The organism is Paenibacillus thailandensis, assembly GCF_042685365.1.
GTDB lineage: Bacteria > Bacillota > Bacilli > Paenibacillales > Paenibacillaceae > Paenibacillus_AP > Paenibacillus_AP thailandensis.
The window spans coordinates 156,292-169,906 of the sequence record NZ_JBHUMY010000001.1 but is presented as its reverse complement, the minus strand read 5'-3'; the positions used below and the strand labels follow the sequence as shown (position 1 = coordinate 169,906).

Annotated in this window: 13 protein-coding genes and 1 pseudogene; 12 read left to right on the top strand and 2 right to left on the bottom strand. The window is 42.8% G+C overall.

Annotated features, from left to right (window positions below):
• Nucleotides 1–356 precede the first annotated feature (356 nt).
• Entirely contained in the window at nt 357–1,457 is a 1,101-nt protein-coding gene (locus ACFSW5_RS00730; protein ID WP_379268660.1) for an AlbA family DNA-binding domain-containing protein, read from the top strand.
• Between the two features lie 46 nt (nt 1,458–1,503).
• On the opposite strand, the gene ACFSW5_RS00725 is transcribed toward ACFSW5_RS00730, so the two are convergent.
• Nucleotides 1,504–2,199 (bottom strand): helix-turn-helix domain-containing protein, encoded by a 696-nt coding sequence (locus tag ACFSW5_RS00725; protein ID WP_379268657.1) that lies wholly within the window; start codon nt 2,197–2,199, stop codon nt 1,504–1,506.
• Nucleotides 2,200–2,445: 246 nt separating this feature from the next.
• Between ACFSW5_RS00725 and ACFSW5_RS00720 the strand changes: the two genes are divergently transcribed.
• Nucleotides 2,446–4,128, top strand: a complete 1,683-nt coding sequence (locus tag ACFSW5_RS00720) for a hypothetical protein (protein ID WP_379268655.1) — start codon at nt 2,446–2,448, stop codon at nt 4,126–4,128.
• 28 nt (nt 4,129–4,156) lie between these two features.
• Here ACFSW5_RS00720 and ACFSW5_RS00715 read toward each other — a convergent pair whose 3' ends face one another.
• Nucleotides 4,157–5,344 carry a hypothetical protein gene (locus ACFSW5_RS00715; protein WP_379268653.1) on the bottom strand — a complete coding sequence of 396 codons (1,188 nt, stop codon included), beginning with the start codon at nt 5,342–5,344 and terminating at the stop codon, nt 4,157–4,159.
• Nucleotides 5,345–5,468: 124 nt separating this feature from the next.
• On the opposite strand from ACFSW5_RS00715, the gene ACFSW5_RS00710 reads away from it, so the two are divergent.
• From ACFSW5_RS00710 to minC, 10 genes and pseudogenes are all read left to right on the top strand, one after another.
• Nucleotides 5,469–6,077, top strand: a complete 609-nt coding sequence (locus ACFSW5_RS00710) for a hypothetical protein (RefSeq protein ID WP_080837121.1) — start codon at nt 5,469–5,471, stop codon at nt 6,075–6,077.
• A gap of 267 nt (nt 6,078–6,344) precedes the next feature.
• The gene (locus ACFSW5_RS00705) at nt 6,345–6,920 is read left to right on the top strand and encodes a hypothetical protein (protein ID WP_379268651.1); all 576 of its coding nucleotides are present in this window, start codon (nt 6,345–6,347) and stop codon (nt 6,918–6,920) included.
• A 222-nt stretch (nt 6,921–7,142) separates the two neighbouring features.
• Nucleotides 7,143–7,409 carry a hypothetical protein gene (locus tag ACFSW5_RS00700; RefSeq protein WP_080837125.1) on the top strand — a complete coding sequence of 89 codons (267 nt, stop codon included), beginning with the start codon at nt 7,143–7,145 and terminating at the stop codon, nt 7,407–7,409.
• A gap of 34 nt (nt 7,410–7,443) precedes the next feature.
• The gene (locus tag ACFSW5_RS00695; protein WP_379268648.1) at nt 7,444–9,327 is read left to right on the top strand and encodes a recombinase family protein; all 1,884 of its coding nucleotides are present in this window, start codon (nt 7,444–7,446) and stop codon (nt 9,325–9,327) included.
• Nucleotides 9,282–9,419 (top strand): annotated as a pseudogene (locus tag ACFSW5_RS00690) (Maf family protein); the annotation flags it as partial. The gene ACFSW5_RS00695 and the pseudogene ACFSW5_RS00690, both read left to right, overlap by 46 nt.
• A 151-nt stretch (nt 9,420–9,570) precedes the next feature.
• On the top strand, nt 9,571–10,260 hold the full coding sequence (gene radC, locus ACFSW5_RS00685; protein WP_379268646.1) for a RadC family protein: 690 nt from the start codon (nt 9,571–9,573) through the stop codon (nt 10,258–10,260).
• A gap of 41 nt (nt 10,261–10,301) precedes the next feature.
• Nucleotides 10,302–11,333: a rod shape-determining protein gene (locus ACFSW5_RS00680; RefSeq protein WP_379268644.1), complete on the top strand. Its 1,032-nt coding sequence runs from the start codon at nt 10,302–10,304 to the stop codon at nt 11,331–11,333.
• A 36-nt stretch (nt 11,334–11,369) separates the two neighbouring features.
• A complete protein-coding gene (mreC, locus tag ACFSW5_RS00675) occupies nt 11,370–12,254 on the top strand; it encodes a rod shape-determining protein MreC (protein WP_379268641.1) in 885 nt (294 codons plus the stop codon).
• Complete coding sequence (mreD, locus tag ACFSW5_RS00670) at nt 12,251–12,775, top strand: rod shape-determining protein MreD (protein ID WP_379268639.1); 525 nt, start codon at nt 12,251–12,253, stop codon at nt 12,773–12,775. Before mreC ends, mreD begins: the two co-directional genes overlap by 4 nt.
• A 178-nt stretch (nt 12,776–12,953) precedes the next feature.
• A complete protein-coding gene (gene minC / locus ACFSW5_RS00665; protein WP_379268637.1) occupies nt 12,954–13,610 on the top strand; it encodes a septum site-determining protein MinC in 657 nt (218 codons plus the stop codon).
• Nucleotides 13,611–13,615: the final 5 nt, after the last annotated feature.

Here is a 13,615-nt window from a genome sequence, read left to right as displayed (position 1 = left end):
CTCATCCCACTCAAATTCCCGATCAAAGCAGGATTTTCTTGGACATTGTTGAAATCATCAGGAAAACGCTAAAGTAACGAGGAAGTGATAAAGTTGACCCGAGAAGAACTTCGACTCCGGTTGAAGGAAGAACGCGTTCCCGAGGATAGTTACAGTTTGGATGGCGGACTTTATAATGAGCGGCTGTGTCTGGAACGTAAGAATAACCGATGGCTCGTGTATTACAATGAGAAAGGGATCAGAACCAACGAGAAAGACTTCTTGATGGAGGAAGTCGCTTGCCAATACTTTTATGAGGAGCTTACGAGAATGGTCAAGCGGGTGGGATAAATTTTCTTTGCGAGGTGGTCGTTAAAGTGTCGTTGTTACATAAATCAATCGAGAACATCACTTTGGATGATTTGAAATCTTTGTTGGGCGATATTCCTGTCAGAGAAGGGTTGCAGATCGATTATAAACGAGACATGATCCGTCCTGAGCAATTATGTGAAGCCGTAACTTCTTTCGCCAACTCACAAGGTGGAGATTTACTGATTGGTATCGACGAGGAAGAAGGAATCCCCTTTAGTATTTTAGGGGTATCGTGCAGCGATATTGACAAGGAAAAGTTGCGCCTTCTCGATATCTTCCGTAATAATATCGAGCCCAGGTTGGCGGGGGTTGAGATTGAGTTCATTGAAGTCGGAGACAACAAGTATGTGATCGTGATCCGAACAAAACGAAGCTGGCTTCGTCCACATAGGGTCAAACATAACAACAAATTCTTTATGCGACAAGCAAACGGTAAGTTTGATTTGGATATTCAGCAACTGCGGCAAATGTTTCTTGAAAGCAGCGATTTTACTAAGAAGTATTCGACTTTTCTTGAGGAGAGGGTTGTCCATCATATTGAAAAGTTTGGGAGCAGCTCGTTTATCCTTCTCCACTTCGTACCGATATCTGCTTTTGAAAGATCAAACGTAGTGGATTTGTCAGGTATTTTCAATAAGATTAGGACTACTCCTATTGCAACCACAGTCGATAATCGCCGGATTAACTTTATCGGAGTTTATTCTGATACTGATGATCGTTCATGTAAATTTCAGCTTTTCAGGAATGGTATCATTGAGCATGCGACGACCAGGATTATTTATGATAATGCGATGTCAGGTAGTAGCTTATATGAAAAGTTAAGACAGACCTTCCACTATTCCTTTCAAAATTATCGAATGTTAGAAATGAGGGAGCCGCTATATGTTATGCTTTCTATATACGGTATTGAGGGGTTGACACTCAAAGATATCGACTCATTTTATGCTGATCATGACATTGTTCCGTATGAGTTCGATAAAATGATCTTTCCAGAGATATTTATTGAAGATCTCGATTCTGTCGTTATTCCCGAGATAATCCGCCCCATCATGGATTCACTTTGGAATGCCTATGGTTATTCGAGGTATCCGCACGAATTGAAATGATTAAGCGTTAGATCCAGGAAAAATATGATTTTTCTTGGATCTTTTATTAGTTTGCTTTAGCTTTGATTAACTCATTGTCATTGATCCCGAGAAGTTCATATGCCCTCCCGACCATTTCTTTATCTCGCCCAAAGATATGAGTAGCTTTATGGATTATTCCGCTTTGTGTTGCCACATGGTTCAGGTTTTGCACCATAAATTCCGAATTGCACAAAGCTACGACCCGCTTACTGTATTTCAGAAGCTCCCGTTGGAATGTTACGGCTTTTTCTGCGACTTCCGGCGAATAAACAACGGGTTCGCCATCGGATGCCTTCATATCTCGATGGTCAACAAGGACGTTTAATTCTTCTTTCCCAAAAGCGTTGCAAATTCCTAGAAGCGTTCTTGACATGTAATCCACGTGTTCACCTGAAAGTAGTCCATGCACTTGAAAAGCCAAGATCCTCTTTTCGCTATCCACTTGATACTTAAATCGCTCTTTTAGTGGAACACTAAGGTCTTTCTGTTGGTAGGCAGGGGTTGCAGAAAATCTCTCATTGGAGAACATATATGCAACCGACACTTGAAGCGCCGCGGCGATCTTTTCGATGTTGACGATGCTGATATTCCGTTCCCCGCGCTCTACTCCGCTTATGTATGTACGATCCAGCTCCGCTCGATGAGCCAGTATCTCTTGCGACATGCCACTTCTGGCTCGAAGTTCCCTGACTCTCTGTCCAAACTCTGCGCGGATATCCATATAGAATTACCCCCTCTCTCTCGAAACAGGCATCTAATATTTTCTTCGGAAAAAAAGGGTCGAAAGTTGTAGTTACTTCAATCCATTTGTCGATGTGTTTACGAGGATTTCTTAGTGGAGTAATGTCGAGAATTAAGTTCATAGAAGGACAACGGTGTTTTTTGTCGAATATCTATAATAAACTTAAGACCCTAGACCTTTTGATAGACAGCCAATATTGATTAACTGAGGAAGGAGTGCTGATTTGTGGAGAATAAGCCATTAGCTAAAGAGTTGCAAATTAACAAATTCAGTCGTGAACTGGAAAAAACATTGGAGTACAACCAATTAAATCGTGAACTGAGCCAATTAAATCGTGAACTGAGAGGGTTAGTTGACGCTGAAGTGTTGACTCTTGATGATGCCAGGAGACTTAGTGATGTTCCTTATAAAGCCACTTTAATTCCTAATCTTATAATGCTGCGAGAACAGTTTTTAAGTGGTGACATTGGTCAAGAAAAATATAACCAATTGAAAGACGAAATAGTTTCGGAGATGCTGGATACAAAAGTTCGTATTTCTAAAAAAGGTAATGCCGTATTTGAGATGACGGATAAAAATAAAGCTGTTCGTGCTGAAGGTTACGACGAGATAGAAAAACTATCTAGGAAAGAATATGAACAATTGGCTAGTAAGAGTGGAACTCTACACTACAACAAGTTATTAGGGTTGGAGTCTATGTTCGCTACTCGAACTAAACATAAAGGTAAGAGCAGAAAGTATGTTAATGATGTCAAACCAATTGCAGTTGAACTGGTATCCGATGAGCAAATATTAATTCCGAGAATCGATGTTAAACTTAATAATGTAACAGGGATTGAAAAGTCTGACATTAAGTATGAGTCTGTGGAAGCAGGTCAACCCTTTATCCTTACTCTTTACGAGTTCATGTACCTGATCATTAGAGATGAGTACGCAGGGTATTGTGAGGCAAATGGTGATCCAAGGGGAGCATATCTCTCTGTTAAATCGACAAACGCAATTGAAGTGAAAAATGATAGATATGTTGGGCGTGTCACCAATAGTGAAGGTAAAGAAATGATCCCTACGCCTTATATTAGCTTTAAGAGAAGATATGGGGCTATAAAGGCTAATATAGACATAATTGATGAAGAAACGTTCGAGGGTAAGTACAAGGTGAAGCCGGGGTATGAGCGCTTTTGGGACTTAATCCCTAAGGACAAACAAGACAATAATTTCCGCAATCAGTACATAGAGTTCAACACTGACTCTGAAAAAATATTGGTTTTTCAACATTATCTCGGTATCAATTCAGAGATGGGGCAATTTGTTTCAAAGTTACGGGATGGGAAATATAAAACAACAAATTACCAACTTTTAAGGGCGATGAGATCTGAGTTCAAAAGCCGTTTCGATAAACTCGGATGTAGCTCAGGGAAGTTATTTGTAATAAATGAGTTAAAATATCCAACATATGAGGGCTATCGACTTGAGGGGGAGTTTTATCCTATTTTAGTTGGATTTACGTTAGTCTCAGACGAAGATTTATCCGTTCCAGTAATTGATAACAAAGAGTGGGAGCTTAACAAGTTGAAAGATAGGGTTTTCTATCCGGATGTTAAATATCGACATGTAAAAGCTCACGAAAAATTTAACCTTACACTGGTTGAGTTTATGTTTTTGTTAATGAGAGACGAGTACTTAGGGGTCTGCTCAATTTATAATCATGCTTCTCAAATAAGATTGGATTTGGATAGTGTAAAGGGTTACCCAACAAAAAGTACTAAATTACCAAATCCTGAGTTTACGCGTGTTAAAGATTCTGTTTCACCACAAGAAATCTTCAAATGGGATAATGGTAAAGCAAAAGTGTTCCCAAAATTTCGCGAGAAGTTCGGTTACTTGGAGCATTTCCAAAAAAGCAATTAGTTAACAACCGAAGGTAACCCAGTATTGGTTACCTTCGGTTGGTTGCTCTGATTTGATCATATATAGGGGTTCTATCTTTGAAGTAGATATTCTTAAATCGTACTTCGTTAAATGCTTGTATATTATGGTCTTTAAATACTGCATAAATGGTTTCGATGGTATTTAGCCAAATTTTTTGACAGTGATTACCGATTTTGAAATATTGTATTGTTCCATCGTTATCTATGGGGTTACCCTCCTGATCTATTGGTCTAAGTATATAATTGCTTTCATTTGAATATAAATGATCAATTCCTACATCTTCAAGTTGCAGTTCATTAGCTGTTCTTGGCTCCAACTTAATTGTATGCTCAGATGGGTCAAGGTTGTTATCTAGGAGTCTGCAAATATGTGTATCAGTTGTTTCAATTGGAGAGTAGTAGATCAAGCTGATCTGAGTTTCATTAAAGCTTTCTATTATCGCGGGATAACAAGTTTTTAGTTTTTTTATCTTGTTTCTCCCTTTTTCGAATGTATAAAGTAGAACTACATCACCTTGAATGAAGTTATCCACTAAGTACTTATGTTTAGCTTCAACATCGGATTTCTCGATAAAATTTCCTATTCTTCTTTGATGGTATATGTAACTTACCCATTCAGCTTGTGGTTTGCTATTATGGGGGTATCTTATTTCGATTATATCTTCTAATATACGATTACCATAGTTTTGCAAAATAAAAAGCTCTACATACTCGTCCTCGGTGTGTTGGTAGCCATAGTGATCAATGATAAGCTTCCTTGGTTTCTTTCGATGATTTAAGAAATCTTCTACTAATAACCTAGCAACAAGACTGACATAGGCTGTAGAGCGATCATCGCTGTGAAGAATTCGGTTTTTATCAGGGTCGTAATTGTAATCGTAGGTAACAATTTCATCATTTATGGTTTTAAACGCAATATCGAAAAGGAACTTGTTCTTTGGACAGAAGTAATCTTCAATTTCTTTTATTGATATGCTAGAGTCAGGAACTTTATCAAACTTTAAGCCATTTTCAAAAATAAACTTGTAATGTGAAGTTGCATACAGTCTAGTTGAGATTGTAACGTTGGTAAAGGATACATTTGAGTTGACGATATGTTTGATATATTTCCAAACTTCAAATATCAGGAGTAACTCTGCTTCTGTTTTTACTTCTGTAATTTTGATTGGTAATATGTCATTTATGTGAATGGACATCTATACTTCCTCCCGCCAATAGTGCTTACATGGAATTATACCATATCATTTATGAATATAAGAGGAATATGTTTTTCCGTGAAGAATTGTGGAATATTTAGACATTGTGAAGCGAGGTGTTGATATGATTACTTTTTCTGTAAATCCTAAAGGCGATACGAAGCAGTACAGAGTAATCAAAGATCGTTCATCGGATATTGAACAGTCTTATATTGGAGAGTTTTTTGAACAGCGTAATGATACGGGGAACATTATAAAAACCTTTGAGTCTTTTGTTGAAGAAGCTAGGCGAAAAAATGGATCGGAGAAAAAAGCAGAACTATCCTTGGATGTTGCACGAAATAAAAGCAATGATAGTGATCTTCACGTTAGTATGTCATTTGATATTGATGTTGAAAAGACTGTAGCTGAGTTATTCAAAATTGTCTTTCATTATATTGAAGATCAAACTGGTAAAAATTTTATTGATTTGGTAGTTAGAGGTGTAGGGGGCGGTTATTATGACGCTAGTGAAAAGGAACGTGCTGATATGGAGTCAGCAGCAAGAGAACTTGCTTATTTAATGAGAACATATGATGATTGTGAAGATATACTTTCCAAACTTCGTCCCGACATTGATGTAATTCAAGTCATTGGGGAGTTCAATGATGGAAGTGATACAATACTGGACTTCAGTTTAAGAAGTTTCGTCAGACATTTTAAACGATTTGAGACCTATTTCATATCGAAATAACTATATGAGTTATTTCTACCATAGTGAATTAATAATCTACCAGTCGGATGTTGCATCCGGCTTTTTTTATTTGGAACTTAAAAGATGAGCTATCTATGGGGATCATGCTCATTTTTATGTACATAATGAAATTTCTGCAGATAAATTTTTGAAAAGAATCGAGAATCCCTTCAAATTCAGAGTGAAAACCAGAGCTTTTTTACATAGAGTAACCAACTATTTCCCTACTGGGTTTAAGGTTGGAATTCTTGTGAAGGGGTTTTGGACATGGCGGATGATCATGGAAAAATTGATCAGAGGATATTTGGGAACGGGAAAGTGTTGCCTTTTATAACTCGAAGTCAAAGACTTGCCGAAGACTTGATGAAAGTTTTCAAAATGAAAGACAGTATCATTGATGCATTCAAGCGGGGTAATGTGCAAAGGACGGTTTATGTTCATTACAACAAAATTTTCCAAGTGGAATCGACAGATCAGGATAAGGAGGTCATATTTGATTTATTGAGTCAAGGGCAACTCGTTTATCACATTTTGCTTGCTCTTGACATGCAAGGTAAACAACAAATCCTCGACGGGGAGTTACCTTCTTACGCATTCGATAAATTAGTCTCTAAAATATGCTATCTTTGTGTCCCACTTGATCTTTATGAAGAAGCTCTTGCTGAAGGCGATTTAGAAGGAGCCACGCGGCAAGAGACGATTCAAAATTACATCGATGACCTCATTTTTGAAGCTCAACAAGGTATCTTACGTGCATATGTGACCGACGACTCTCAGGAAACATTTACGTTTAGTCGAATCGAGGTCACAGTGGTTAGGGGTAATTTGGTCTTGGTGACCTGATATTTGAAATTAGGTATTGTATTTTGTTAAAGAGAGCCGATCTTTCGTCATTGTGACAAAGGATTAGGCTTATTTGTGCTTCTAGAAATTGTCGTTCGAGGTTCTAGATATGTGAATGGGAGTTTGAACACTTGAATAGGCTGTTTGTTTTTGTAATTAAGAGGTATCCGCGAAAAGGCATGGGGTTATCACTCCAAATTGCCTTAAGGGGTCGTGATTAGCATGTCAACTAAATTCTCAGATGAAACCAGAAGTTTGAAAGTCAAAGTCGATAAAGGGAATAGGTTGGTCTTTGTTTGGATGACCGAAAATCAAAAAGATTCTGAGGAATATGCTGTTTTGAAGAAAGTTGCGAAATCCAAGAAGTTTAAGATTGTAACATTTATCTCTGGTATTGAAGATATGAAATCCGGTCTTGAAAAACTGATTCTAGATAATGCCCTCTCACAACAAAGTGTTGAACCGACATGGTTAGCTGAGGTACAATAAGCACTACAATAGTTGTGATGAGGTGTATAGAACAATGGTTCAGCATAGCGTGAGTTCAAAAGATCAAGCGATGAGTTCTAATCCGTCTAGGATTAGAACTCTTTATTTTGGGTATTCACGAATTAGTCGTGACGAAGATAAGTCGAACTATGCAACAATTATCGCTCAGCAAAAAATGATTAAAGATTATTTTGTTGAAAAGTTTAAAGACTTAGTCTCCAATATTGTAATGTTTGAAGACGATAATGTTAGTGGGTATACTTTTGACAGACCTGATTTTAACCGCATGTTAAAGGAAATTAACATAGCAATCGAGAACGGGTATAAAGTTATTTTGGCAGTCAAGGACTTATCTCGTATCGGTAGACATAATGCATTAACCTTGCTTTTTCTTGAAGACATGAAACGTCAGGGTGTTAGGTTAATACTGATTAGTGATAACTATGATTCTGAAACAGATGATGATTCGATACTAGGGATAAAAACGTGGTATAATGAGAGATACGTCAAAGATATTAGTCGGAAAATAAAAGATAACATCAAGACGAAAATGAAGGAAGGGAAGTATATTGCTTCCGTTCCATATGGCTATAAGAGAGACCCTCTTAATCGTGAAAAGATTATTATTGACGAAGATACAGAATGGGTTGTTAGAAAAATATTTGAAATGTATTTGCAGGGATATGGTTATAGAAAGATTTGCATCTACTTGACCGAAAATAATATTCCAACTCCTTCAATGGTTGCAAAGAGGGATAAAGAAAATGCCGGTAAAGTCTACAAGAAGGATGTAACGACCAATTGGGTTCAAAGAATGGTTCAACGGATTGTCAGAAACGATTTCTATATTGGGACACTTCGACAGGGAAGATTTCAACTAACAGAAATCAACGGGAGAGCGTCGAAGGTTGAACCAGATAAGCAGTATGTTTTTGAAAACAATCATGAAGCTATTGTAAGCAAAGAGGATTTTGAATTAGCGCAACGGATTGCCAATAAACGTCTTGATGAAAACTATAGAGGCACTGGTTATAAACACATTAATCTTTTCTCGGGGTTTCTAAAATGCGCTGACTGTGGTCATGGGATGGTTGCTCTTAACAAGGAGGGTAAACATAAGTCCTACATATGTGGAACATACAGGAGAGTTGGAAAACTAGGCTGTGCAACGCACTATATCTTAGATCGTACACTTGTTCTTGCGATAAAAGCGCATCTTACCGTACTTCGAGAAAAGTTAAGTAGTGCCATCGAAGGATTCGATGCCAAACTTAAAGATCATGTTGAGCGAGAAGATAACTTTGAACTTTCCCTGAAGAGGCTAAATAAAGAACTCCAGGAACTTACTAATGAACTTAGAGTGACTATGTCACAACGGATTAAGGATATTGCGAAGAATCCAGATATGGAGGAACTCATATCCGAGAATTATGCTGAAATAGAAGCTGATAAACGTCAACAGATCAATATCGTCTCGAAGCAGATTGAGGAATTGACCGCTGTTAGGGAAAGAACGAGCAGTTTCAAAGAAGGGGCAGTATCTGCTCTCCAAGTTTTTGATGATATTATAGCTAAGGAAATACTGAATCGTAAAGACCTCGAGATTCTGATCGATAAAATAATCGTCAGTAAAGATGGGGAACCTACAATATATTTGAAAGCCAATATTGAGCAATTATTAAATTACGATGGAGGAGATGATGATCCAGACGGTTCTGGTGGTGGAGGTAAAGCTAAGGCTACCGTTACATATAAAGCCGGAGCAGTAACAAAATCCTTTATTTCTACTGTAGCAACTGATATTCAATCGAATGTAACGCCGCTTAAGATATTGAATTCGGTAAAAACGTCAAAAGAACCATTAAGCACTACAAGGCTGGAGGCTACGGCATTCAAGGTTACGGTTCGACGATCGTAGACCGGATCGACGGCTGCTACTTTAACGTGGTGGGACTGCCGCTATCGCTGTTGTCCGATATGCTTGAACGCTACAACATTAATGTTTTTTAAGTAACAAGCCGGATTAAATCCGTTATACTTCAGATACATGGCTTGTGTTTCCGCTAAAAACGAGAGAAACGGTCCGCAGCTTTCATAAACCGGACTGATGATAACAATGATTATTTCTATGAATATGAGATAAAGACGGAGGAAAAGGGGCATGGAGCCGCATAGCTATACGCTGCGCGATGTCCCCCATGATGAACGTCCAAGAGAGCGCATGATGCGATATGGGGCAGAAGCGTTAAGCCATTCCGAATTGATCGCGATATTGCTTCGCACGGGAACGAAACGGGAATCGGCCGTGCATCTGGCCTCCCGCATTCTGAAGGAAGCGGGAAGCTTGCACAATCTGGTCGATATGAGCTTAAACGAGCTTGTAGCGATCCGCGGCATCGGTCCTGCCAAGGCGGTGCAGCTGCGGGCCGGAATCGAACTGGGCAGAAGAGTGTCCAGAAGCGGCTCCGGCAAGCCGGTCACCGTCCGCAAGCCCCAAGACGCCGCGGATTGCGTAATGGAAGACTTGAGGCTGCTGAAGAAGGAGCATTTCGTATGCTTGTTCCTCAATACCAAAAACCACATTATTGCCCGGGAAACATTGTCGATCGGCACGCTAAACGCATCGCTCGTTCATCCGAGAGAAGTGTTTCGGGCGGCCATTAAGCATAACAGCGCATCGCTCATCTGCGTACATAATCATCCTAGCGGCGATCCTACGCCAAGCGCCGAAGACATCGGTTTAACGAAGCGGCTCATGGAAGCAGGGGAGCTTGTCGGCATCGAAGTGCTGGATCATCTTGTCATCGGCGACGGACGTTTTGTAAGTTTGAAGGAACACGGATATATGTAATATAATAAAAGGGATTGTCGCATTTAGAAGGGAGTATTAACATGTTTGGTGGTTTTTCGAAGGATTTGGGTATTGATTTAGGGACAGCGAATACGCTCGTATTTATTAAAGGCAAAGGAATTGTGGTCAGGGAGCCTTCCGTGGTCGCCCTGCGTACAGATACGAAAACGATCGAGGCCGTAGGCGAAGACGCAAAGAAGATGATCGGCAGAACGCCCGGCAATATCCGCGCGGTACGTCCGATGAAGGACGGCGTTATCGCCGATTTCGACACGACGGCAACGATGATCAAATACTTTATCCGCCAAGCGCAGAAACAGCGCTCGCTGTTTCCGAAGCATCCGAACGTGATGGTGTGCGTCCCTTCGGGCATTACAGCGGTAGAGAAGCGCGCCGTGGAAGACGCGGCGAAGCAAGCGGGCGCCCGAGAAGCTTATACGATCGAAGAGCCGTTTGCGGCTGCGATCGGAGCCGATCTGCCGGTATGGGAGCCGACGGGCAGCATGGTCGTCGACATCGGCGGCGGCACGACGGAGGTAGCGGTGATTTCGCTCGGCGGCATCGTGACGAGCCGTTCGATTCGCGTGGCCGGCGACGAGATGGACGAAGCTATTATCCAATACGTAAAGCGGATGTACAATTTGATGATCGGCGAAAGAACTTCCGAGCAGCTGAAGATGGAAATCGGCTCCGCCCTTCCGCTCGATCAGCCTGAATCGATGGAAATTCGAGGACGCGACCTCGTAACGGGCCTTCCGAAAACACTTGCGATTACGTCCGACGAAATAACGGAGGCGCTGACCGACACCGTTAATGCGATCGTGGACGCGGTAAAAATTACGCTGGAAAAATGCCCGCCGGAGCTGTCGGCCGATATTATGGACCGCGGCATCGTGTTGACGGGCGGCGGAGCGCTGCTTCGCAATCTGGACAAGCTGCTGTCGCGCGAGACCGGCATGCCGGTTATCGTCGCCGACAATCCGCTCGATTGCGTGGCGATCGGAACGGGACGCTCGCTTGACCATATCCATCTGTTCAAAAATAAAGGCGGCTCGTCTTCCCGTAAGCGCTAATGCCGTCCGAGGGGGAAGCGGACATGGAACGGGCAGGTGATCGAGCTGTTTAGGCTGCTTAGAAATAAGCGTGTATTCATGCTTATGACCGGGTTTATTCTGTTCATCGCGATTATCGGATTTTCGTTGAGCGACCGAAAGGAGCTGACTTGGCCCGAGAAATTTCTCGGGGATGCGTTCGGTACCGTTCAACAATGGTTTTACAAGCCCGCTGCGTCGATAGCGGGCTTCTTTGAGGATATTGCCAACCTCCGCACGATCTATGAAGAGAACGAGCAGCTCCGCCAGACGGCGGCTGCGTATGCCAGAGACAAAATTCATTACAACTGGGTCGAGCAAGAGAACAGGGAATTGCAAGAAGCGCTTGGCTTCACCGAGCAGCAGAAAAAAATGTACGACTACAATTATTTGATCGCGCAGGTCGTTGCGGTCAATAACGACGCCAACAGCCAGACGCTTGTCATCAACCTGGGCTCGAAGAACGGCATTAAGAAAAACATGGCCGTGACGACGGTAGACGGTCTCGTCGGTATTGTCGACGAAGTAAGGCCGTACACCGCAACGGTGACGCCGATTACGGAGCTGGACGAGACGTCGCCGACGTCGAACCTGATCGCGGCGACCATCATGGGCCGCCAGGACGAATCTTTTGGCATCATTAGCGGTTACGACAATGAATCGGGCATGCTCGTCATGACCAAAATTCCCGAAAACGACAAGATGGCCGTAGGCGATACCGTCATTACGTCGGGACTTGGCAATGTGTATCCGCGAGGACTCGTGATCGGCACGGTCGAGTCCAAGCAAGTGGGCGATTTCGGATTGACCAACACGGCTTCCGTTAAAATGTCCGCCGATTTCGAGCATTTGACGCAGGTATTTGTCGTTCAAATGCCTGAAACGGGGGATGCCGCCGAATGAGCATCAACAAGCTGATCGGCTTTATGCTCCTTCTGTTTATCGTCGAGGGCACCGTAATGCCGTGGATCATTCCGGCCGGCTACACGTCGAGAATCGTTCCTCATTTTGTGTTTGTCGTCGTTATTTTTTGTTCGTTATACAGCAACCGGCATCGTGCGCTTTTGCTAGGTGCGGGCTTCGGCCTGCTGCAGGACGTCGTTTACTTCGGCCATATGATCGGCCCCGGGGCGTTCGTAACGGGCTTGCTCGGTTATTACACCGGCGTCCTTTTGGAGAACAAGCGTTGCACGCTGCTCGCTGCGCTTTCCGTTATCGGAATCAACTACATCGTTTATGATTCGGTTATGTACGGCATTTATTATGCTTTCCGTATTTCTACGGAAACTTACGCGTGGGCTTTGCTGGATCATATATTGCCCAGCTTGTTCCTGCAGCTTGCTTTTGCGCTGCTCGTCTATGTGCCTCTCAGAAGGTTCCTTGAGGCGGACGCCAAGAAAAACCCGGACAAGGAGGAAGCTTGACGACCAGCCTAAAGAAGCCGTCGGCTGCCGAAGCCCGATACGGCCCGTTTCTAGCTGTTTGCGGGTGTGTTGGAGTCGAAACGGCAAGCAAACAAGCTCCCGCCTTTCGCGAGTGATCCGAGCCTTAAAGCAGGATTTGACCTTGTGCTGCAAGAATGGTTAATGTTGGGGAGGGACAGTGGTGGCCGAGAAGCAGCATATTATCATCAAAGGGGTTAAAGAAGGTCTCGTGTTCCTTCTTGACGATCAGTGCGAATTTTCCGTTCTGCTCGACGAGCTTCAGTACAAGCTGGAGAAGACGCATCAGCAGCTGCTGACCGGACCTCTCGTGCATGTGCAGGTCAAGCTTGGCGAAAGGCGGCTGGACGAGGAAGACAAGGAACGGATCCGGTCCATCATTCGCACGCAAGGGAACTTAATGGTTCAGTCCATCGAATCGGAAGCGGAGAACGGGACGAAACATAACGATCAGAGCGGCTGGAAAGTGTTTACGGGAATCGTCCGTTCGGGTCAGACGATCGAGCATGACGGCGATTTGCTGCTGGCCGGCGATTTGAACCCGGGCGGAACCGTCATTTGCACGGGCGACATTTATGTGGTCGGCGCCCTTCGCGGCATGGCGCACGCCGGATGCAACGGGCGTACGGACGTCATCATCGCCGCTTCGCTAATGCGGCCGACCCAACTCCGAATCGCGGATGTGATCAGCAGGCCTCCCGAGGAGTGGATGACGGGGGATTCCGCGATGGAGTTCGCTTTTTTGAAGGATGGCCAGATGCATATCGACAAGATGACTCAGCTTTACCGGCTGCGCGGCCATTCAACTTACGTTTAAGGAGT

What these genes read in the sequence shown, in the direction of transcription:
- ACFSW5_RS00695 (WP_379268648.1), top strand. Translation starts at nt 7,444, where the DNA reads ATGGTTCAGCATAGCGTGAGTTCAAAAGATCAAGCGATGAGTTCTAAT.
- ACFSW5_RS00715 (WP_379268653.1), bottom strand. Translation starts at nt 5,344, where the DNA reads ATGTCCATTCACATAAATGACATATTACCAATCAAAATTACAGAAGTA.
- ACFSW5_RS00680 (WP_379268644.1), top strand. Translation starts at nt 10,302, where the DNA reads ATGTTTGGTGGTTTTTCGAAGGATTTGGGTATTGATTTAGGGACAGCG.
- ACFSW5_RS00700 (WP_080837125.1), top strand. Translation starts at nt 7,143, where the DNA reads ATGTCAACTAAATTCTCAGATGAAACCAGAAGTTTGAAAGTCAAAGTC.
- mreD (WP_379268639.1), top strand. Translation starts at nt 12,251, where the DNA reads ATGAGCATCAACAAGCTGATCGGCTTTATGCTCCTTCTGTTTATCGTC.
- ACFSW5_RS00710 (WP_080837121.1), top strand. Translation starts at nt 5,469, where the DNA reads ATGATTACTTTTTCTGTAAATCCTAAAGGCGATACGAAGCAGTACAGA.
- ACFSW5_RS00725 (WP_379268657.1), bottom strand. Translation starts at nt 2,199, where the DNA reads ATGGATATCCGCGCAGAGTTTGGACAGAGAGTCAGGGAACTTCGAGCC.
- ACFSW5_RS00705 (WP_379268651.1), top strand. Translation starts at nt 6,345, where the DNA reads ATGGCGGATGATCATGGAAAAATTGATCAGAGGATATTTGGGAACGGG.
- radC (WP_379268646.1), top strand. Translation starts at nt 9,571, where the DNA reads ATGGAGCCGCATAGCTATACGCTGCGCGATGTCCCCCATGATGAACGT.